Annotated in this window: 17 protein-coding genes; 6 read left to right on the forward strand and 11 right to left on the reverse strand. The window is 73.7% G+C overall.

Features of this window, described 5'->3' with window-relative positions; translation table 11 throughout:
- The first annotated feature begins 209 nt into the window (after positions 1–209).
- Positions 210–2,012 (forward strand): glycoside hydrolase family 15 protein, encoded by a 1,803-nt coding sequence (locus tag AC0680_RS25660; RefSeq protein WP_478632949.1) that lies wholly within the window; start codon positions 210–212, stop codon positions 2,010–2,012.
- A gap of 63 nt (positions 2,013–2,075) precedes the next feature.
- Here AC0680_RS25660 and AC0680_RS25665 read toward each other — a convergent pair whose 3' ends face one another.
- Positions 2,076–3,290 carry a beta-1,3-glucanase family protein gene (locus AC0680_RS25665; protein WP_478632891.1) on the reverse strand — a complete coding sequence of 405 codons (1,215 nt, stop codon included), beginning with the start codon at positions 3,288–3,290 and terminating at the stop codon, positions 2,076–2,078.
- A complete protein-coding gene (locus tag AC0680_RS25670) occupies positions 3,287–4,351 on the reverse strand; it encodes a glycoside hydrolase family 16 protein (protein ID WP_478632894.1) in 1,065 nt (354 codons plus the stop codon). The genes AC0680_RS25665 and AC0680_RS25670 overlap by 4 nt, the downstream gene beginning before the upstream one ends.
- 141 nt (positions 4,352–4,492) lie before the next feature.
- Here AC0680_RS25670 and AC0680_RS25675 point away from each other — a divergent pair, with 141 nt between their 5' ends.
- Together AC0680_RS25675 and AC0680_RS25680 are read left to right on the forward strand one after the other, a co-directional pair.
- A complete protein-coding gene (locus AC0680_RS25675; protein WP_478632897.1) occupies positions 4,493–5,554 on the forward strand; it encodes a LacI family DNA-binding transcriptional regulator in 1,062 nt (353 codons plus the stop codon).
- Positions 5,555–5,717: 163 nt separating this feature from the next.
- The gene (locus AC0680_RS25680; protein ID WP_478632900.1) at positions 5,718–7,355 is read left to right on the forward strand and encodes a PucR family transcriptional regulator; all 1,638 of its coding nucleotides are present in this window, start codon (positions 5,718–5,720) and stop codon (positions 7,353–7,355) included.
- Positions 7,356–7,402: 47 nt separating this feature from the next.
- Here AC0680_RS25680 and AC0680_RS25685 read toward each other — a convergent pair whose 3' ends face one another.
- The 3 genes from AC0680_RS25685 to recN all read right to left on the reverse strand — a co-directional run bounded on the left by AC0680_RS25685 (position 7,403) and on the right by recN (position 11,591).
- Positions 7,403–8,566, reverse strand: a complete 1,164-nt coding sequence (locus AC0680_RS25685) for a glycosyltransferase family 4 protein (protein WP_478632901.1) — start codon at positions 8,564–8,566, stop codon at positions 7,403–7,405.
- A 427-nt stretch (positions 8,567–8,993) separates the two neighbouring features.
- Positions 8,994–9,785, reverse strand: coding sequence for a hypothetical protein (locus AC0680_RS25690; RefSeq protein ID WP_478632904.1), 792 nt, complete (start codon positions 9,783–9,785; stop codon positions 8,994–8,996).
- 60 nt (positions 9,786–9,845) lie between these two features.
- Positions 9,846–11,591, reverse strand: a complete 1,746-nt coding sequence (gene recN / locus AC0680_RS25695; RefSeq protein ID WP_478632952.1) for a DNA repair protein RecN — start codon at positions 11,589–11,591, stop codon at positions 9,846–9,848.
- Positions 11,592–11,766: 175 nt separating this feature from the next.
- On the opposite strand from recN, the gene AC0680_RS25700 reads away from it, so the two are divergent.
- The gene (locus AC0680_RS25700) at positions 11,767–12,984 is read left to right on the forward strand and encodes an FtsX-like permease family protein (RefSeq protein WP_478632906.1); all 1,218 of its coding nucleotides are present in this window, start codon (positions 11,767–11,769) and stop codon (positions 12,982–12,984) included.
- 136 nt (positions 12,985–13,120) lie between these two features.
- Entirely contained in the window at positions 13,121–14,695 is a 1,575-nt protein-coding gene (locus tag AC0680_RS25705) for a S41 family peptidase (RefSeq protein WP_478632908.1), read from the forward strand.
- 67 nt (positions 14,696–14,762) lie between these two features.
- On the opposite strand, the gene AC0680_RS25710 is transcribed toward AC0680_RS25705, so the two are convergent.
- From AC0680_RS25710 to AC0680_RS25720, 3 genes are read right to left on the reverse strand one after another with little or no spacing between them, the layout of a single operon-like run.
- On the reverse strand, positions 14,763–15,704 hold the full coding sequence (locus tag AC0680_RS25710) for an NAD kinase (RefSeq protein ID WP_399144493.1): 942 nt from the start codon (positions 15,702–15,704) through the stop codon (positions 14,763–14,765).
- On the reverse strand, positions 15,701–16,516 hold the full coding sequence (locus AC0680_RS25715; RefSeq protein WP_384439597.1) for a TlyA family RNA methyltransferase: 816 nt from the start codon (positions 16,514–16,516) through the stop codon (positions 15,701–15,703). Before AC0680_RS25715 ends, AC0680_RS25710 begins: the two co-directional genes overlap by 4 nt.
- Before the next feature lie 7 nt (positions 16,517–16,523).
- Positions 16,524–16,874, reverse strand: coding sequence for a hypothetical protein (locus AC0680_RS25720; protein WP_478632912.1), 351 nt, complete (start codon positions 16,872–16,874; stop codon positions 16,524–16,526).
- Positions 16,875–16,948: 74 nt separating this feature from the next.
- Between AC0680_RS25720 and AC0680_RS25725 the strand changes: the two genes are divergently transcribed.
- Positions 16,949–17,296, forward strand: coding sequence for a sterol-binding protein (locus AC0680_RS25725; protein WP_478632915.1), 348 nt, complete (start codon positions 16,949–16,951; stop codon positions 17,294–17,296).
- Here the strand turns inward: AC0680_RS25725 and AC0680_RS25730 are convergent.
- The 3 genes from AC0680_RS25730 to AC0680_RS25740 all read right to left on the reverse strand — a co-directional run bounded on the left by AC0680_RS25730 (position 17,280) and on the right by AC0680_RS25740 (position 20,321).
- Entirely contained in the window at positions 17,280–18,128 is an 849-nt protein-coding gene (locus AC0680_RS25730) for an ABC transporter ATP-binding protein (protein WP_478632918.1), read from the reverse strand. The two genes, AC0680_RS25725 and AC0680_RS25730, sit on opposite strands and share 17 nt — an antisense overlap.
- Positions 18,129–18,249: 121 nt before the next feature.
- Positions 18,250–19,344 carry a FecCD family ABC transporter permease gene (locus tag AC0680_RS25735; RefSeq protein WP_478632920.1) on the reverse strand — a complete coding sequence of 365 codons (1,095 nt, stop codon included), beginning with the start codon at positions 19,342–19,344 and terminating at the stop codon, positions 18,250–18,252.
- Positions 19,341–20,321, reverse strand: coding sequence for a FecCD family ABC transporter permease (locus AC0680_RS25740; RefSeq protein ID WP_478632923.1), 981 nt, complete (start codon positions 20,319–20,321; stop codon positions 19,341–19,343). The genes AC0680_RS25735 and AC0680_RS25740 overlap by 4 nt, the downstream gene beginning before the upstream one ends.
- Between the last annotated feature and the right edge of the window lie 60 nt (positions 20,322–20,381).

Genomic DNA, 20,381 nt, shown 5'->3' on the forward strand with positions numbered 1-20,381 from the left:
GGAGGCCACCCGATCGGAGCACCTCACTCGTCGCGAGCGTCGCGCGGATCACCCGCGTGCGTCGTATCCTGCTCGGACACTCGCAACGAGCCGTCCGGGAAGGCACCACCCCCGCCCGATTTCCGGTCCCGCTGCTCGGCGACGTTTCATGGGCAGGACGGACCGATTCACAACGTCCCATGGGGGGCGTGACTCCAGTTCGACGGGAGATGCACGTGGCCGGGCGCATCGAGGACTACGCACTTATCGGCGATATGCAGACCGCCGCTCTAGTGTGCAGGGACGGGACGGTCGACTGGCTGTGCCTGCCCCGCTTCGACTCGCCGGCGGTCTTCGCAGGACTGCTGGGCACAGAGGAGCACGGTTTCTGGCGGATCGGGCCGGTCAACGGTGCCGAACCGCGGCCGGCGGACCGCCGGCGCTATCGCGGCGATTCACTCGTACTGGAATCCGAGTGGGACACTCCGCGCGGTACCGTCCGGGTGATCGACTTCATGCCGCCGCGCGACGGCGCACCGCAGGTGATCCGCATCGTGGAGGGCGTCAGCGGACGCGTCCCGATGCGCTCGGAGCTGCGGATGCGGTTCGCGTACGGCTGGGTGGTGCCGTGGGTGCACAAGGTCGACGGCCGTACGGTCGCGGTCGCCGGCCCGGACTCGGTGTGGCTGGACACCGAGGCGGAGACCTACGGCAAGGACCTGACGACCTTCTCCGACTTCACCGTCTCGCCGGGCGAGCGGATCGCGTTCACGATCAGCTGGCAGCCCTCGCACCACCCGCAGCCGGCCGTGGCGGACCCCGAGGGGTCGCTGGAGGCCACCGAGGAGTTCTGGCGCGAGTGGGTCGAGCACTGCACGTACCACGGTCCCTACCGTGACGCGGTGGTGCGCTCGCTGATCACGCTCAAGGCGCTGACGTACGCGCCGACCGGCGGGATCGTGGCGGCGCCGACGACCTCGCTGCCGGAGTGCCTGGGCGGCGTCCGCAACTGGGACTACCGCTTCACCTGGCTGAGGGACGCGGCGATCACCCTGTCCTCCCTGCTGCGCACCGGCTACCGCGAAGAGGCGCGGGCCTGGCGGGAGTGGCTGCTGCGGGCGGTGGCCGGCGACCCGGACAACCTGCAGATCATGTACGGCATCGCCGGCGAGCGGGAGTTGGGCGAGAACGAGCTCAACTGGCTTCCCGGGTACGAGAATTCACGTCCGGTGCGGGTCGGCAACGGCGCCGCCGGCCAGCTCCAGCTCGATGTCTACGGCGAGGTCACCGAGGCGCTGCACCTGGCACACATGACGGGTCTGGCGCGCAACGACTACGCCTCGCTGCTCCAGATCAAGCTGATCCAGTGGGTGGAGAAGCACTGGGACGAGCCGGACGAGGGCATCTGGGAGGTCCGCGGCCCGCGCCGGCACTTCGTGCACTCCAAGGTCATGACCTGGGTCGCGGTCGACCGCACGGTCAAGCTGATCGAGTCCGGGGACGTCGACGGCCCGCTGGAGCGCTGGAAGGACCTGCGCGAGACGATCCACCGGGACGTCTGCGAGAAGGGTTACGACAAGGAGCGCAACACCTTCACCCAGTCCTACGGCTCGCAGGAGCTGGACGCCTCGCTGCTGCTGATCCCGCAGATGGGCTTCCTGCCCCCGGACGACAAGCGCGTCATCGGCACGATCGAGGCGATCCAGCGGGAGCTGGGAACCGAGGACGGCTTCGTGCTGCGCTATCCGACGGCCGGCGAGGGCGTCGGCGTGGACGGCCTGGAGGGCGACGAGGGGGCGTTCCTGGCCTGCTCGTTCTGGCTCGCCGACGACCTGGCGATGATCGGCCGGGTGGACGAGGCCCGCAAGCTCTTCGAGAAGCTGCTCTCGCTCCGCAACGACCTGGGCCTGCTGGCGGAGGAGTGGGACCCCAGGGCCAAGCGCCAGGTGGGCAACTTCCCGCAGGCGTTCAGCCACGTTCCGCTGATCGACACCGCGCTGCGGCTGACGGCCAGCGGGGCCTACGGGGGGTAGCCCGGCGATGTGACACCTCGCGGCCGCCCCCGGCCGGTTCCGGGGGCGGCCGTGGCGTGTGGGTCAGAAGGGGGTCAGCGTGAGGGTGATCTCCTTCGGGGCGCCGTCCTCGATGTACGAGGCGAAGCCGGCGACGTCGTCGAAGGCGAAGCCGTAGGCCTTGCCGTCCCGGGTCGCGGCGTGCATGGCCTTGGCGTAGTGGTTGGTCAGCCGCTGCTGGTAGAAGGCGGCCGGGTCGGTGGTGGGCTGGCCGGCGTGCGAGGTCAGGGTGGAGCGGTTGAGGGCGGCGCCCAGGACGGCGGCCACCGGGCCGGTGGTGCCGTCGTTGGGGGCGGCGAGGGTGCCGTCGCAGAAGAGGACGTCGCGGGTGGACGGCTTGTCGAAGGAGACCGTGCCGGTGGGGGCACCTCCCTGGCCCTCAAGGCCTTGGGGGACCTTGAAGGTGAGCCTGCCGCCGCTGACCCGGCCGGTGAAGGCGCCCGCGTTCGTGGTGACGGTCAGGTCCTTGGTCGCGTAGGCGGACCAGGCCTCGTCGACGGCCGGGGCGAGGTAGTCCTCGGCGAACAGCCCGCTGTCCAGGCCGTGGCCGGGGGCGATCACCCGCCGGTCGCCGACGACCAGGCGGTCGAAGCCCTCGGCGGCCCGGACGTCGGCGAAGATCTTGGCGCGGGCGCCGTCCTTGAGGGTGCCGGTGGTCTGCTCCTTGGCTCCGGAGAGCTTGATCGCCAGCGGGACGCTGAACATGTCGACCATGGTGGTGTTGCAGTACATCCCACCGGCGTTGTACGTGAACTCCGCGCAGTCGTGCAGCACGTCGTAGTTGGGGTCGCCCAAGACCCAGCCCGCCGGATAGGCGAGCGCGGCCTTGCCGTTGCCGTCCTCGACGGCCTTGAACTTCAGCTTGCCGCCGAGCGCGGTGTAGATCCGGCCGGACATCTGGGGCAGCTGGAGGGTCGTGGTGCCGCCGGCGGCGAGCGGTATGGCGTAGTCGGTGAAGCCGTCCGGACCGTTGTCGGCCAGCGCGACGGGCTTGAGCTCGCCGTCCGGGGTGACATGCACCTGCTGGGTCCCGTCGTTGCCCACGACATAGATCCAGACCGAGGAATTGGCGTACTCACCGGAGTCGTTGACGATGTGCAGCGGCATCGCGGCGGCGGACCGGCGGGCCGGGGCCGCGGTGGGGGCGGGGGCGCCGATCGCACGGCCGGCCAGGGCGAATCCGGAGGCGGTCGCGGCGCCGGCGGCGAGAGAGCCGAGCAGGCTGCGGCGAGTGATCACGAGCTGACTCCTTGCGGGGTGGTGCGCCGGTCGGTGGGGGCGGGGGCGGCGGCGGTCCCGTCGCCCGTACGGGCCTTCGCGGGCGGCTGTACGGAGACGGCGACATGGTCGACGAGGAGCGAGCCGCCGGGCCGGGTGGCGTCGGTGGGGGTGGCGGAGCCGGCGACGCCGTCCGGGAACGCCCCGCCCATCGCGAGGTTGAGCAGCAGGAAGTGGCCGTGGTGGGTGGCCTTGGCCCAGGTGTCGGCGTCCAGCTCGGAGGCGCCGACGGTGTGGAACCGCTGACCGTCGACGTACCAGTTCAGCGACTCCGCGGCGCTGTCGGTGCGGTCGAGCTCCAGCGCGTAGGTGTGGAATCCGGCCTGGCAGGCGCTGTCCGGGCAGGCACGGGAGTCGCCCTTGCCCTGGGTCTCGTCGCACGGCCCGCCGGGGTTGACGCCGCAGTGCAGCACGCCCCAGACCTTGTTGATCCCGTTGACGTTCTCCATGATGTCGAACTCGCCGATGCCCGGCCAGTTCCAGTAGTTGCCCCGGTAGTCGGCGCCCAGCGTCCAGAAGGCCGGCCAGTAGCCGAGCGCGTCGGCACCGGAGACGTCGGGCATCCGGATGCTCGCCTCGATCCGCAGCTTGCCGCCGGCCGGGGCGGCGAAGTCGCTGCGCCGGGACTCGATACGGCCCGAGGTCCAGGTGGCGCCGTCCTTCAGCGCGGTGATCTTGAGGTGGCCGGCGCCGTCGAGCTGAAGGTTCTCGGGCCGGTCGGTGTAGGTCTGGCGCTCACCGGTGCCCCAGTTGGCCGGGCCGCCCGGGTAGCCGGTACCGGTGTCGGTGATCCAGTCGTCGGCGGAGGGGCGCGATCCGGCGGCGCCGTCGAAGTCCGTACGCCAGACTTCCTCGAAGCGGGCGGGGGCGCCCTCGGCCCCGGCTCGGGGCGGCAGGTCCGACGCCGCGGAGGCCGTCGGGAGAGTGAGGGCACAGGTGGTGGCGAGTGCGGCGCTCGCGGTGAGGAGCACCGCTCTGGTGAGGTATCCGGCCCGTATGGCGGACCGCTTTCTCATGCTCATGACATTCTCTCCTCGGCACAGTGGGGGGTCGTGAGGAGTTCCGTGGGGGTACCCGGCGTGAGAGCGCTCTCATATCGTGTGCTGTGAACCCTGCCGACTCGACGGCACACCGTCAAGTCACCGCGTGGAAAAAGGAGTTCGATGGTGTCTGAGCCGAACGGCCCACGGCCGACGCTGGAGGCGGTCGCGGCGCGCGCCGGGGTCTCCCGCGCGACGGTGTCCCGCGTCGTCAACGGCGGGGCGGGCGTACGGGCGGTGGTCCAGGAGCGGGTCCAGCAGGCGGTGCGCGAGCTGGGCTATGTGCCGAACAGCGCGGCCCGCACGCTGGTCACCCGCCGCACCGGAGCGGTCGCCGTGGTCATCGCGGAGCCGGAGACCCGGGTCTTCACCGACCCCTTCTTCGGCCGCCAGCTTCGCGGCATCAGCCGCGCGCTGGCCGCCGCCGACACCCAGCTCCTGCTGATGTTCGTCGAGCACCGCGCCGACTACGACCGCATCGGGCGCTATCTGTCGGCCGGCCATGTCGACGGCGCGCTGATGTTCTCGCTGCACCACGACGACCCGCTGCCCGCCATGGCCGAGCGCGCCGGACTGCCCACCGTCTACGGCGGCCGGCCCGGCTGGGCGGGCGCCGACCGGGCACCACGGCCGCTGTACGTCGACACCGACAACCGCGACGGGGCCCGCCAGGCCGTACGCCATCTGCTCGACCGCGGCCGCCGCCGGATCGCGGTGATCACCGGACCGCTCGACCAGACCTCGGCGCTGGACCGGCTCGACGGCTACCGGGAGGCGCTGGGCGCGGCGGAGCCGGACCCCCGGCTGATCGCGGACGGCGCCTTCACCGCGCAGGGCGGCGAACGCGCCATGGCCCGGCTGCTCGACGCGGCACCGGACCTGGACGCCGTCTTCGCCTGCTCCGACCTGATGGCGAACGGCGCCCTGCGCACGCTGCGGGCGCGCGGGCGGCGGGTCCCCGACGATGTGGCCGTGGTCGGCTACGACGACCTTGAGCCGGCGGCCTGGGCGGATCCCCCGCTGACCACGGTCCGCCAGGACGTGGAGGAGATGGGGCGGCTGATGGCCCGGTTGCTGCTGCGGCTGCTGGATCCGCGCCGGGCGGGTGGGGCCGAGGAGGCGGGCATGGCGGAGCTGGCGCCGGTGATCACGCAGGCGCGGCTGGTGGTGCGGGAGTCGACGTGACGGGGCGGGGGTGAATGGTGGGGCGGGGGTGAATGGGGCGCAGGTGAATGGTGGGGCGCGGCGGCCGGATCACCCCCGGCCGGGTCGACGAACGCCCCGGGCGCCCGCCCACGCGCCGTACCGTGCGACTCCGGATAGCGGACTACGGGTACCGTTCCTCGCCATGGGGCCGGAAGCACAGATCGAAGCCGAGATCACGGTACGCAGGGCGCTGGAGCTGCCCGCACTGCGGCGCGGGCTGCCGGAGGTGCTGGCCGGCGGGGACCGCCTGGACCGCGCGGTGCGATGGGTGCACGCGGGCGAGGTCCCGCATATCGCCTCGCTGCTCAAGGGCGGCGAGCTGCTGCTGACCACCGGCCTGGGGCTGGGTTCCCGGCCCTCCGAGCAGCGGGCCTTCATCCGCAAGCTCGCGGACCGCGAGATCGCCGCTCTCGTCGTCGAGCTGGGCTCGCGTTTCGAGTCACTGCCCTCGGCGCTGGTCGACGCCGCCCGGGACTGCGGCCTGCCGCTGATCCAGCTGCACCGCGAGGTCCCGTACGTCACGGTGACCGAGGCGATCCACACCGAGATCATCAACAGCCACTACGCGCTGCTGCGGCGCGCCGACGAGATCCTGCGCCGCTGTACGGACGTCCTGCTGCGCGGGGGCGGTGCCCCGGAGGTGCTGCGGTTGCTGGCCGTCTTCACCGGCAACCCGCTCTGCCTGGAGGCCCCCGACGGCAGCCCGCTGTACGCGGCGGGCCCGGAAACCGGCGCCGAGGGCGGCGGGCCCGCGGACGCCGACCCCCTGCTGGCCTGGGAGGGGCTGCGCGAGCGCGGCGTACGCATCGATGTGCCCGGCGGCGGCCACGGCCCCGACGCGGTCCGCGCACGTCTCGTCCTGCTGCCGGTCAACGCCCCCGTGGCGCCGGTGCACCGGATCGCCGCCGAGCGCGCCGCCGACCTGCTCGCCGTCGTCATGCTCCAGTCCCGCCAGGAGGAGGTGCTCGCCGCCCGGGGACGCGGCGACTTCCTCGCCGACCTGGCGGAGGGCCGGATCTCCGCGGCCGAGGCGCCCGCGCAGGCCCGCCTGCTGGGTTTCCGCCCCGGCTCGGACCCCGTCCTCCCGGTCGTCATGCGGCTGCCCGCCGGCCTGCCCACTCCCGGCAGCTGGGCGCTGCTCGCCCAGGCCCTGCGTGAGGAGCTCGCCGCCCCGGGGGCGCCGGTGCTCCTCGGGGTACGCCCCGTGGAGGGCAGGGTCCCGGTGCTCGTGGCGCTGCGCGCCGGCCAGGACCGCGAGGCGCTCGCCGACCGGATCGCCGAGGCGCTGCGGGCCGGCGTCGTCCGCGCGGGTCTGGACCGGCCGACCGCGCACCGCCCGGTGGTCGTCGTCGGCACGGCGGGCGACTGGGCGGCGGCGGGTCCCGGCCTGCGTCATGCGGCACAGGCCGCGGCCGCGGCCCAGGGACTGCCGGAGCAGCCCTGGTACGACGCGCGCCGGCTCGACATCGAGCTGCTGCTGTGGCGGATGCGCGAACAAGGCGAACAGGGTGTGCTCACCGACTTCGTGGAGCGCGCCATCGGCCCCCTGCTCGCCCACGACCGCGGTGCCCGCCAGCCGCTGCTGCCCACGCTGGAGGCCTATCTGGCCAGCGCCGGCCGCAAGGCGGAGACCGCCCGCGACCTGAACGTCAACCGCCAGACCCTGTACGACCGACTGGCCCGCATCGCCCAACTACTGGGCACCGACCTGGACGACCCGCAGACGGTCCTGGGCCTGCGGCTGGCCCTGCGCGCCCGGCGCCATACGGACAAGGCCTGAGGCCACCGAGGTGCGCCGGCCTGTCACCGACGTCTTGGAAAGCGCACCTAGAGTGGCTGGGGCGGCTGCGTCAACTCGTCGTAGACGCTGAGTACCTGGGCGACGGTGTCGTTCTCGCTCGGCCAGCCGGCCGCCTGGAGACGGCCCGCGGCCGCGAGCGCGTCCCGGCGTGCGGGATCGCCGAGCAGCGCGAGAACGGAGTGGCCCATGGCGGTGGCGTCCCCGTATCGGACCAGTTCCGCGGCCCGGCCGACCAGTTCACGGGTGCCGCCGGTGTCGGTGGCGACCAGTGGCACCCCGGCGCGCAGCGCCTCCTGGGCGATCAGCGAGCGCGCCTCCCACCTGCTGGGCAGCACCACCAGGTCGGCGGCGGCGAGCAGTCCGGGCACGTCGTCGCGGCGGCCCAGCAGCTGGACCGGCAGCTGCTCGGTGTCGATCCGCCGTTGCAGCGCGGCCCGTTGGTCGCCCTCCCCCGCGATGGCCACCAGCGGCTGCGGATCGAGCGCGCACCACGCGTGCGCCGCGTCCAGCAGCAGGTCATGGCCCTGGCTGCGGTCGAGGCGGCCGACCGCGAGCAGCAACGGGCGGTCCACCGCGCCCAGTTCGGCGCGCTCCTTGTGGCGCGTGCGGTCCTGGTCCTCCGGTTCGGGCGGCGCGTCACCGGACCGGGGGCGCGGAATCGCGACCGGCGCGAGCCGTGCGTCGCGGGCGCCCCGCTCGCGCGCCCGGTCCACGAGATCGGAGCAGGCGCCCAGGACCACGGCGGCGGCCCGCGCCACCCGCCGTTCCATCAGATGCACCAGCCCGGCCCGCGCGCCCTCGGTGTGCGCCTTGGTGTGCCAGGTGATGACCAGGGGAACCCGTCGCCCTCCCCTGGGGCTGCGCAGTCCGCGCAGTGCCATCGAGGCGCGCAGACCGGCCCGCAGGCCGTGCGCATGGACCAGGTCGGCATCCCAGCACGCGCTGCGCAGCAACGCCACACTCGCGGGATCCGTCCGCGGGGGAACGTGCACGAACCGCGCCCCGGCGCCGGTGAAGTCGTAGGCCGCCTCGGCTTCCGGTGTGGCGCACACGGTCACCCGTACGCCGCGCGCGACCAGCCCTTCGGCCAGCGAGCGGACATGTGCCGCGCTGCCTGCGCTGCCGTGCCCCAGCACCTGGACCGTGCGCAGCGGCGACAGCCCGTGCGTCGAGGTCGGGGTGCTGATCACGTGGTCGGGGCTCCTGGGTCGGGTCGGGGACGGGAGGGACCGTACCGGCAGGTCGGCCCCCTGCTGCGGGACGCTCCGGCACACGGCCGGGCGACCACCGGCCCGCCCGGACAGACGGGCAGCGGCACGGCGCACGCACGCGGAACTGCGCACCGCGCCCCAGGATGCCAGCCCGGCGCCGTCAATTCGGCACCGTCCGCCCGCCGTTCCGGTGGGAAGTCTCACCCCAGCGCTCACCGGATCACCCACATGGGCGACAAACCGCCCGCGCGGGTCAACGGTCCCTTCGGGTGAGCCGCCCCTCCGGAGTGCGCCCGCCGGGGCGATACGGGGCGCGCACGCCGTTCCCCGGGGCGCGCCCGAACCCGGTCCGTATGGACGGTCGGGGGCCGACGGCCTCGACGGTCCGGTGGAGGGACGCGAGGCGTCAGAGCGCCGCGGCCGCCCGGCTGACGCGGTCCCCGGCTGCCGCGGCGGCGATCAGTCCGGCGGCGTGTGCGGCCAGTCCACGACGGCCGTTCGACGTCACGACGGCGAGCCCGAGGGCCGCGCCGAGCGCGTGCGCTCCGGCGTCCCCGAGCATGGTGCGCTCACCCAGGTCGTCGCCGGCGACGGCGGCCGCGGCGCCCATGGGAGCGGCGGACAGCGCTCCCGCGGGCCCGCACCGCAGCAGCCCGGGCGCCCCGATGGCCAGTACGGCGCCGGCCGCCCGGCCCGGCCGGACGTCCAGGAGGTTCACCAGATGGGCCGAGCCCGCGATCACCACGCCCGCCAGCAGCTTGTCGGCCGGGCGTTCCTTCAGCAGAGCCCCGGCCGCGAGCCCGGCGGCACCGATCCCGAACAGCTTCACCGCCCCGCTGGTGACCTCGCGTTCCCGCAGCGCCGAGAGGTGCGCCCGAAAGCCCCGCCGGGGGTCGTCCGCACCGAAGACGTCGTCGTACGCCCCGCAGCCCCCGGCGGCCAGCACGGCCAGTGCCGTCGTGGTCCGGGCGCGGGCGGGCAGGCCCGGCGCGGTGGCGGCGGCGAGCGCGGTGCCGGCGGTCGTCGCGAGCCCCGCATGCAGGTGCACGGTCCGACCGGCGTAGTTCTTGCGCTCCCACAGGACGGCGCCACCGGGCGGACGGCTCCTGAGCGCCGCGTATGCGGCCCGCGTCGCCCCCGCCGCCCCGAGCAGCGCCGAGATCCGCCCCAGCACCCTGCCGCCTGCCGTCGCCGCCATGTCGCTCCCCTCGCCCGGCACCGTGCCGCGCTCAACTGCCGCCACCCTAGGGCGTGTCCGCTAGCTGCCCTTGCGTGCCGTTTCGAGTAGCTCCTCCGCATGTGCGCGGGCCGTTTCGGAGTCCTCCTGGCCGGCCAGCATCCGGGAGAGTTCGCGGACCCGCTCCTCGCCCTCCAGGACCGTGACACCGCTCCTGGTGACCGACCCGTCGTTCGTCTTGGCAACCAGCAGCTGCCGGTCCGCGAACGCCGCGACCTGCGGAAGGTGTGTGACGACCACGACCTGCGCCGACTTCGCGAGCCTGGCCAGCCGCCTGCCGACCTCGACGGCCGCCTTGCCGCCGACGCCCGCGTCGACCTCGTCGAAGAGGTACGTCGGTACGGGGTCGGAGCCGGCGAAGACCACCTCGACGGCGAGCATCACCCGGGACAGCTCACCGCCGGACGCCCCCTTGGCGATCGGCCGGGGCGGTGCGCCCGGGTGCGGGGCGAGGAGCAGTTCGACCTCGTCGGCACCGGCCGGCCCGTAGGCCACGGTGCGGCCGCCCACCTCGATCCCGTCGGCGTCCTCGGCGACCTCGGTCTGGCGGATCTCGACGGTCACACGGGCGTGCGGCATCGCGAGTTCGGCGAGTTCGGCGGTGACCGCGGCCGCGAAGCGCTCCGCCGACGCCGTCCTGGCGTCGGTCAACGCCTGGGCCAGCTCACCCAGTTCGGCCCGGAGCGCATCGCGCTCGGCGGTCAGCTCGCCGATCCGGTCGTCGTCGCCGTCCAGTTCGGCCAGCCGGGCGGCGCTCTGCTCCGACCACGCCAGAACCGCCGCGATGTCCTTGCCGTACTCGCCGTACTCGCCGTATTTGCGGGTCAGGTGGTTCAGAGCGGCGCGGCGCTCCTCGACCGCGGCGAGCCGCAACGGGTCGGCGTCCAGGCCGTCGGCGTAACTGGCCAGCTCGCCCGCCACGTCCGCCATCAGGATCCCGATCTCGCCGAGCCGCTCGGCGAGCGCGGCGAGCTCCTGGTCGTGGCTTCGTACGGCCTCCAGCGCGCGGTGCGCACCGGCGACCAGGGTGGTGGCGTCGACGCCCTCGGGGTCCTCGGGGTTGCCGGCCAGCGCGGCGTGCGCGGCAGTCGCGGCGGAGGCCAGCGCCTCGGCGTGCCCGAGCCGCTCGGCCTCGGCGGCCAGGTCGGTGTCCTCACCGGGCTGCGGCTCGGCCGCCGCGATCTCGTCGAGACCGAAGCGCAGCAGATCGGCTTCCTGGGAGCGTTCCCGGGCCCGGGTGGTCAGCTCCTCCAGCTCGGTGGCGACGGCGCGCAGCCGGCGGTGGGCGGCGGTGTACTTGGCGAGCGGGACGGCGACCGCGTCCCCGGCGTAGCGGTCCAGGGCCTGGCGCTGGCGGGCCGGCCGCAGCAGGCCCTGCTGGTCGGTCTGGCCGTGCACGGCGACCAGGTCGTCGGCCAGCTCCCCCAGGAGCCCGACAGGTACGGAGCGGCCACCCACATGGGCACGTGAACGGCCCTCGGCGGAGAGCGTACGGCTGATCAGCAGCGCTCCGTCGTCCAGCTCGGCGCCGGCCTCCTCGGCCCGTACCGCGGCGGGGGCTTGGGCGCCGACGCTGATCCTGCCCTCCACCACCGCCGATTTGGCGCCGATCCGCACCAGGGCGGGGTCGGCGCGGCCGCCGAGCAGCAGGCCGAGGCTGGTGACGACCATGGTCTTGCCCGCGCCCGTCTCGCCGGTCACCGCCGTGAAGCCCGGGGACAGCTCGACAACGGCGTCGTCAATGACGCCCAGGGACCGGATCCGCATCTCCTCCAACACGGATAAGACCTTACGAGGTCCGGGGGCCGCCCCGCGACGGCCTCCCCCTTCCTCCTTCGCCCCGTACTGCGGAAAACCCCACCGAAAGACGGGTGGATTCCTCATGGTGCGTGATCACGCTCAGCCATCACGCTGATCACAGTGCGAAACGAAAGGTGTGCTCATGTCCAGCGGATTGGCGCGGGCGGCGCTGCGGGGTCACCGGCCCGCATTCACGGGGACGGCGGTGGCGACGCTGTTCGCCGCGACCGTGGTCGGCGCCTCGATGACGATGCTGACCGCGACGGGCGCGGAGGACGTCCCGCCCGCCGCGCGACGGGCGATGGCGGCCCACGGCGTCGGGGACATGGCTCTCGTCCTCCTCCTCGGCTCGGTCTATATGTCGATTTTCGTGGTCGCCTCGACGATGGGCACGACCGTCGCCCAGCAGCATCGCGAGTTCGCGATGCTGCGCGCGATCGGCGCCCGCCCCTGGCAGATCCGGCGGGCGACCGCCGCGCAGGCGGTGGCTGCCGCCGTCCCTTCGGCGCTCGCCGGCTGGGCACTGGGCGCGGCACTGGCGCGCTGGTGGTTCGACGGCATGGTCGCCCATGGCCTCGTTCCCCATGGGGTTCCCTTCCGATTCGGCTGGGCCGCGCTGCCGGTGTGCCTGGCGGTGGCGGTGGTGACCTCCGCGATCGCCGGAGTGCTCGCGGCGAGCCGGTTCGCGGCGCTGCGCCCCGCGCGGGCGCTCGAGGAGGCGGCGGCGGGCCGGCGGAAGGGTGCGGGGCTGCTGGGGCCGCGCCTCATCGGTCCGGCCGCCTGGCTGGTGTCCCGGCTGATCGGCCGGTTCGGCAGCGCCGCCGAGCTGGCGATGCAGAACGTCACGACGCAATCCCGCCGCTTCTCCGCCGCCGTCGTCCCGCTGGTCCTGGTGGTGGCGTTCGGCACGACGAAGATCGCGGTGCACACCACCGCCCAGCACCGGACCGGATCCGCCGGCCCGGCCGGCGAGGTGTGGCTGGACTACATCGGTACGGGTCTGTACGCGGGCTTCGCCGCCATCGCCGCGGCCAACACCCTGGCCATGATCACCGCCGAGCGCCGCCGCGATCTGGCGCTGCTGCGGCTGGTCGGCTCGCATCCGCGCCAGGTGCGGGCGATGGCCGCCTGGGAAGCGGCCGTCGTCGCGGGCACCGCCCTCGTTCTCGGCACGGCCATCGCGCTGTTCACCCTCGCTCCGATGCTGCAGAAGGCGTTCGGCGACGCGCTGCCCCATCTGCCCTGGACGACGGCCGGCGCGATAGCCGGCGGCACCCTGCTGCTCGCACTGCTCGCGACCGGTCTGCCCGTCCACATCGGCCTGCGCCGCCGCGCCACGGAAACCCTGGCCTCGGCCTGAGGCCGGCACGCACGCGGCCTCGACCGGCCCCCACCACGAGGCACGTCCCCGTGAACGTCCGATCCAGCACTGAACCACCGATCCAGCACCGCTCACCGCTCACCACTCACCGCTCCAGCATGAGGACCGAAGCACTATGAACGACCAAATCGGCACGGACAAACGGCCCGGCGGGCACGCCCCACCCCACCGCCGATCCGGGCCCGCCCGCCCGCGCCTCCCCCGCCGCTCGCCGCTGCTGCCGCTCGCCGCGGTGGCCGTCGCCGCCGCTCTGACCGCCACCGCGGCCTGTGCCGGCCCGGCCCGCGCGGACCGCTCCGGCACGGACGCCGGCGCCGCCCCACAAGACCCCGCCGCGGAGCGGTCCGCCCGCACCTCGGCCGGATCGCTGGAGGGCGTCTGGCGGATGGACGGCTACGGCACCCTCGTCACGCTCAAGGGCCGTGGACTGCGGACGTACGAGACCACCGCGGTGAGCTGCCTTCCCGGGGCCGTCAAGGGCACCCGCACCGGCGCCCCGGACGCGGCCGGCCGAACCCGCTTCGCGATCCCGGACTCGGCCCCGATCACCGTGGTCCCGGCGGGCGCCGGCCGCGCCCGGCTGACCGTGGAGGACAACGTCGGCCATCGGTCGCTGCACCGCATCGACGCGCTGCCGGCCCGCTGCGCGCAGCGCCCGTCGCGCGACCCCCGGGCGGCCTTCGACGTCCTGTGGCAGACCTATGCCGAGAACTACCCCTTCTTCCGCGCGAAGAAGATCGACTGGGCGACGGTCCGCGACCGCTACCGCCCCCGCATCACCGCAAGGACCACCGACGGCGAACTCCTCGCGGTGTTCCGGAAGATGATCGAGCCGCTGCACGACGCGCACACCCGGGTCGTGGCGGGCCCCGACCAGTGGTTCGCGGGCAAACGCCCCGGGACCGTCCTGCCCACTCCCGAATCCACCGCCCGTATCGACAAGGCGATCGCCGCGAACCTCGGCGCGGGCACCGTCCAGCGGCGCTGGGCCCAGGGCAGGCTGACCTACGCCGATCTCCCCGGCCGCATCGGCTACTTCCGTGTCACCCAGTTCGCCGGCTACACCGGCAAGGGCGACTATGCCGGCGATGTGGCCGAGCTCAACCGCGCCCTGAACTCGGTGTTCACCAGAGCCCGCACAACGGGCCCGGCGGCCCTGCGCGGGCTGATCGTCGACGTACGGCTCAACGGCGGCGGAGCCGACCCCCTCGGCCTGCGCATCGCCTCACGGCTGACCGACCGCCCCTATCCCGCCTACCGCAAGCGGGCCCGGAACGACCCGCGCGACCCGGGCAGGTTCACCACGCCCCAGCCGGCCCGCATCCGCCCGTATCACGGCCCGGTCTACACCGGCCCGATAGCGGTCCTCACCGGCCGGCTGACCATCAGCGCGGGTGAGACCTTCACCCAGTCCCTGATGGGCCGCTCCCCGGCCCCCACGCGCATCGGCGAGAACACCCAGGGCGTCTTCTCCGACATTCTGGACCGCAGGCTCCCGAACGGCTGGACCTTCGCCCTGCCCAACGAGGAGTTCCTGACGCCCGACGGCCGCACCTTCGACGGCGTGGGCATACCCCCGGCCGTCCCCACCCCGGTCTTCACCGAGGAGGAACTCTCCGCCCGGCAGGACTCCGCCCTCACCCGCGCCAGGGAGCTCCTCGCGCACCCGGCTCCACGGGACCGCCACTGAGGCGCCCCGTGCGGGGTCCGCGCCGGACGGGCCCCGGTGCCCCAGGAGCCCGTCCGATGGTCAGGCCCTAGTGAGGCGCTCCCCGCCACCCCGCCACCGGGAGGGCGAACTTGGCGACCAGACGATCTGTGAAGGAGGCATGATGCAGCCGCGCCAGACGTACGGGGACGGCGCCGCGGCGGACCTCGACGCGGGCACCGGCGGGGAGTTCGACGCTGCGCCGGCCGTCGCACCACAGCACACCGTGCGGGGTCTTGGGCTGCACCTCGACCGCGAGGACGGAACGGGGCGAGGTGACCAGCGGCTTGGCGAAGAGGGCGTGCGCGCTGATCGGGACCATCAGCAGGGCCTCGACCTCGGGCCAGACCACGGGACCGCCGGCCGAGAAGGCGTACGCGGTCGAACCGGTCGGGGTCGCGCAGACCACGCCGTCACCGCCGAAGCGCGAGACGGGCCGCCCGTCGACCTCCGTCACCACCTCCAGCATCCGCTCGCGCGCGGCCTTCTCCACCGACGCCTCGTTGAGGGCCCAGTCGGTGTGCACGACACTGCCGTTGTTGCGGACCAGGACGTCGAGCGTCATCCGCTCCTCGACCTCGTAGGCACGGGTGACGACCCGGTCGACGACCTTGTCGAGGTCATCGCGTTCGGCCTCCGCGAGGAAGCCGACCCGGCCGAGGTTGACGCCGAGCATCGGCACCCCGGACGTCCTGGCGAAGTCCGCGCCGCGCAGCAGCGTGCCGTCGCCGCCCAGGACCACCAGCAGTTCGCAGCCCTCGGCGGCGCACTGCTCGGAGTCGACGCGCTGGACCTCCGGCGGCAACGGCAGGTCCGCGGCCTCCTCCGCCAGCACCCGTACGCCGATCCCGCTGCGCAGCAGCCCTTGGACGACGAGTTCGGCGCTGCGGATGGCCGCGGGGCGGCCGGTGTGTGCGAGCAGGAACACCGTCCGCTCGGCTCCGGTGTTCTCGTGTGCTGCGCTGCCTTCAACTGCCTGGGTTGTGGTCAACGAGGCCCCTCCGCCACTGCACGGTCGACATCCGCCGGGTCGAGTGCAGGCGCCCCGGCGCGCAGCCACAGAAAGTACTCGACATTCCCCGAAGGTCCAGGCAGCGGGCTGGCAACTACTCCAAGTACGCCAAGTCCCAGTTCGGCCGCCCGGTTCGCGACGGCTCGCACCGCCTCCGCCCGCAGCTGTGCGCTGCGCACGACTCCGCCGCTGCCCAGCCGCTCCTTGCCGACCTCGAACTGCGGCTTGACCATCATCACCAGGTCCGCGTCCGGTGCCGCGCAGCCCACCAGCGCGGGCAGTACGAGCCCCAGCGGGATGAAGGAGAGATCGCCGACGATCAGGTCGACGGGCCGGGAGTCGATCTGTTCGAGCGTCAACTCGCGTACGTTGGTGCGGTCCTTCACGGTGACCCGCTCATCGCTCTGCAGCGACCAGGCGAGCTGTCCGTATCCGACGTCCACGGCGACGACATGACCCGCGCCGGCCCGCAGCAGCACATCGGTGAAGCCACCGGTCGAGGCGCCCGCGTCCAGCGCCCGCCGGCCCTCGATCTTCAGGCCGAGCGGCACGAAGGCGGCGAACGCCCCCGCGAGCTTGTGGCCACCGCGCGAGACGTAGTCGGGGTCGCTCTCGTCCGCGCGCACGACCACGGCCGCGCTGGTCTCCACCTGGGTGGCCGGCTTGGTCGCGGTCGCGCCGCCGACGGTCACCCGGCCCGCGGCGATCAGCTGGCTCGCGTGCTCGCGCGAACGGGCCAGCTTGCGGCGCACCAGCTCCGCGTCGAGTCGGCGTCGTGCCACTCCTGCCACCTGTGGTTCAGCTCCTGTTGTCGTACGTCGTCGAGGAAGGGGCGGGCGGCCCGGGGTGCTGGTCGAGACCGGCCAGCACATCGCGCAGCCCACGGTGGACATCCTCGTACACCTGGAGGTGCCCGCTCGACGGGAGGTGGTCGGCGTCGGCGAGTCGGCGCAGCCCGGCGTCGACCGCGGCCTGCCCGGTGGGCACCACCCCCACCCCCAGCGGCTGCGGCCCGTCGGGCGCGGCCGGGGTCTCGGGCTCCCCGGGCGACACGGGCTCCGCCGGCCCAGGCGTTACGGGCTTGGCTGGCTCGCTCCCCACGGCCCCCGCGGGGACCTCCGGCTCCGGGCCGGACGTCGGCTCTTCCATGCCCCCGACGCTACCTCGACGGGCGGGGTCACGGACGAACGAGCCGCCCGCGACCTGGCGTATCGTCGGTCACGATGGCAACTCTCGACCAGTGCCGTGCCGCGCTCGACCGGCTGGCCCAGAACCTGTCCTCGGCTGACGGCAGCGTCCGCAGCGCCGCCGCACTCGACCGTTCGCTCAGCTGCCGCATCACGGACCTCGATGTGACGTTCCTCGGGCGGCTGGCCGGCGGCACCATCCAGGACGTGACCTGCGTCCCCGGCCCGCCGCCGAGCAAGGCCGAGATCCGCCTGACGATGGCGGGCGACGATCTGGTCGCGCTGGTCGACGGGCAGCTGAACTTCGCCAGGGCCTGGGGCAGCGGCCGCGTCAAGCTGGAGGCCGGCCTGCGCGACCTGCTGCGCCTCAGGACGCTGCTGTAGTCGCCGCGCTCCTGCCGGTCGCCGCCGCGACGCCGGTACGCGGTGTGCGCGGCCTCCGCGCCGCCGGCACCACCAGCGGCGTGCCGGTCTCCGGATCGTCGATGACCTGGCAGGTCAGTCCGAAGACCCGCTCCACCAGCTCCGCCGTGACGATGTCGGCCGGCGCGCCCTGGGCGATGACCGCACCGTCCTTCATGGCGATGAGGTGGGTGGCGTAGCGGGCGGCGTGGTTGAGGTCGTGCAGCACCGCGACCAGCGTCCGCCCCTGCTCCTCGTGCAGCTCCGCGCACAGGTCCAGCACCTCGATCTGGTGCTGGATGTCCAGGTATGTCGTCGGTTCGTCCAGCAGGAACAGCGGCGTCTGCTGGGCGAGCGCCATCGCGATCCACACCCGCTGGCGCTGCCCGCCGGACAGCTCGTCGACATAGCGGTCGGCCAGCGCGCCGACGCCGGTCGCCGCCATCGACTCCCGGACGATCCGCTCGTCGTCGGCGGACCACTGCCGCAGCAGTCCCTGGTGCGGGTAGCGGCCGCGCGCCACCAGGTCCGCGACCGTGATGCCGTCCGGGGCGATCGAGGACTGCGGCAGCAGCCCCAGTGTCCGTGCGACCTTCTTGGCCGGGAGCGAGGAGATCGCGGAGCCGTCCAGCAGCACCGATCCGGCGGCCGGCTTGAGCATCCGCGACAGGGCGCGCAGCAGCGTGGACTTGCCGCAGGCGTTCGGGCCGACGATGACCGTGAAGGACTGGTCGGGGATGGCGACCGAGAGGTTCTCGGCGATGACCCGCTGGTCGTAGGCGAGGGTGACGTTCTCGGCCGTGAGACGGCTCACTTCGAAACTCCTGGGGTTGTCGTGTCGCTGCTGCTGCCCGGCTGCCGCCGGTCCGGTGCCGGTGGACGCGCACCGGCCCGCGGGCACCGCCTCGGGCGCGCCCTGCCCGCCCCGCCGCGTGTCATATCCGCCCCGCCCGGCGCTCCGTGGCCAGCAGCCACAGCAGATAGCCGCCGCCGAGGACGCCGGTCAGCACGCCCACCGGCAGCTGGTCGGCGCCGAAGAGCTGCTGTGACGACCAGTCCGCCGCGACCAGCAGGACGGCGCCCATCAGGGCGGCGGGCACCAGGTTGGGGCCGGGCGAGCGGGTGAGCCGCCGCGCCAGTTGGGGCGCGGTGAGCGCGACGAAGGAGATCGGCCCGGCCGCCGCGGTGGCGGAGGCGACGAGCACGACCGCGGCCATCAGCACCACGACGCGGACCCGGTCGACCCGTACGCCCAGCGCGTAGGCGGCGTCGTCGCCCATCTCCAGCATCCGCAGCGGCCGCCCGTAGCACAGCACCAGCGGCAGGCAGACGGCGCAGACGGCGGCCAGCGGCCAGACCTGGTCCCAGTCGCGGCCGCTGAGGGAACCGGTCATCCAGGTGGTGGCCTGGGTCGCCTCGACGATGTTCGCCTTGGTCATGAGGTAGAGCACCATCGCGTAGAGCATGGCGCTGGCTCCGATGCCGACGAGCACGAAGCGGTAGCCGTGGATGCCGCCCTTCCAGGCGAGCAGGAAGATGGCGAGTCCGGTGGCCACCCCGCCGGCGACCGCACCGGCGGCGACCGCGAAGGTCCCGGCCTGGAAGTAGACGATGGCGGTCAGCGCGCCGACGGACGAGCCCTGGGCGAAGCCGAGGACGTCCGGGCTGCCCAGCGGGTTGCGTGTGACGGTCTGGAAGACCGCCCCGGCGACCCCGAACGCGGCGCCGACCAGCAGCCCCACCAGCACCCGCGGCAGCCGCAGGTCCTGGACGATGAACTGCTGGCCGGCGTCGCCGCCGCCGGCCAGCGTGGCGACCACCTCGGCCGGCGTCATCGGGTAGTCGCCGGAGCCGATCAGCGCGATGCCGGCGGCCAGCGCGAGGGCCAGCAGCAGCAGTCCGACGACGACGGCGCGCACGTCCAGGCGCAGCGAGAGCCCGCCCGGCGTACGCACGGCCCGCACCGTCCGGACCGCCCCGGTCCCGCTTTCCCTGCCGGGGCCCTGCCCGGGCTTGACGGTCGTACTCACAGCTGGGCCATCCTCCGACGCCGTACGAGATAGATGAAGACCGGGCCGCCGACGACGGCCGTGACGATGCCGACCTGCAGCTCTCCGGGCCGGGCCACGATGCGCCCGAGGACGTCCGCGCCGAGCAGCAGCACCGGTGAGAGCACCGCGGAGTACGGCAGGATCCAGCGCATGTCGGGCCCGGTGATGGCCCGTACGACATGCGGAACCATCAGGCCGACATAGACGATCGGGCCACAGGCGGCGGTCGCCCCGCCGCACAGCAGGGTGACGGCGAGCATCGCCAGCACCCGGGTGCGGGTCAGCCGGGAGCCGAGCGCCCGCGCCTGGTCGTCGCCGAGCGCGATCGCGTTCAGCGGCCGGGCGATCAGCAGTGCCAGGACGCCGCCGGCCGCGAGGAACGGCGCGATCTGGGTGACGGTGGGCAGGGTGGCGGCGGCCAGCGAACCCACCGTCCAGAAGCGCATCTTGTCCAGCGCCGCGGTGTCCATCAGGTTGACCGCGTTGAGGTAGCCGGTGAGGACCGCGGTCAGCGCGGTGCCGGCGAGGGCGAGGCGTACGGGTGTGGCGCCGCGGGTGCCGCCGAGGACGTACACCGCGACGGAGACCAGCGCGGCGCCGGCGAACGCGAACCACACATAGCCGGTCAGTGAGGTGACGCCGAGAAAGCTGATGGCGGAGACGACGGCGGCCGAGGCTCCGGCGTTGATGCCCAGAACCCCGGGGTCGGCCAGGGGATTCCGGGTCAGCGCCTGCATGACCGTGCCGGCCAGGCCGAGGGCGGCGCCGACGATCAGGCCGAGCAGGGTGCGGGGCAGGCGCACATCGCGGACGACCACGTCGGTGTCGGAGCCGGAGTAGTGGAACACCCCGTGCCACACATGGTCGAGAGGGATCTGCTTGGCGCCGACGGCGATGCCGAGGACGGTGACGACGGCCAGGACGGCGAGGGAGGCGAGCAGCCCCGCGGAGCGCATGGCATGTGGTCGTCGGGGTACCGCGGAGGCCGGAGCCGTCGCTGCTTCGGGGGGACTGTC

Source organism: Streptomyces sp. NPDC043738 (assembly GCF_056436545.1).

Coding starts and splice junctions, on each gene's coding strand:
- AC0680_RS25660 (WP_478632949.1), top strand. CDS start 210: ATGCACGTGGCCGGGCGCATCGAGGACTACGCACTTATCGGCGATATG.
- AC0680_RS25670 (WP_478632894.1), bottom strand. CDS start 4,351: ATGAGCATGAGAAAGCGGTCCGCCATACGGGCCGGATACCTCACCAGA.
- AC0680_RS25675 (WP_478632897.1), top strand. CDS start 4,493: ATGGTGTCTGAGCCGAACGGCCCACGGCCGACGCTGGAGGCGGTCGCG.
- AC0680_RS25680 (WP_478632900.1), top strand. CDS start 5,718: ATGGGGCCGGAAGCACAGATCGAAGCCGAGATCACGGTACGCAGGGCG.
- AC0680_RS25690 (WP_478632904.1), bottom strand. CDS start 9,785: ATGGCGGCGACGGCAGGCGGCAGGGTGCTGGGGCGGATCTCGGCGCTG.
- recN (WP_478632952.1), bottom strand. CDS start 11,591: ATGCGGATCCGGTCCCTGGGCGTCATTGACGACGCCGTTGTCGAGCTG.
- AC0680_RS25700 (WP_478632906.1), top strand. CDS start 11,767: ATGTCCAGCGGATTGGCGCGGGCGGCGCTGCGGGGTCACCGGCCCGCA.
- AC0680_RS25705 (WP_478632908.1), top strand. CDS start 13,121: ATGAACGACCAAATCGGCACGGACAAACGGCCCGGCGGGCACGCCCCA.
- AC0680_RS25720 (WP_478632912.1), bottom strand. CDS start 16,874: ATGGAAGAGCCGACGTCCGGCCCGGAGCCGGAGGTCCCCGCGGGGGCC.
- AC0680_RS25725 (WP_478632915.1), top strand. CDS start 16,949: ATGGCAACTCTCGACCAGTGCCGTGCCGCGCTCGACCGGCTGGCCCAG.
- AC0680_RS25740 (WP_478632923.1), bottom strand. CDS start 20,321: ATGCGCTCCGCGGGGCTGCTCGCCTCCCTCGCCGTCCTGGCCGTCGTC.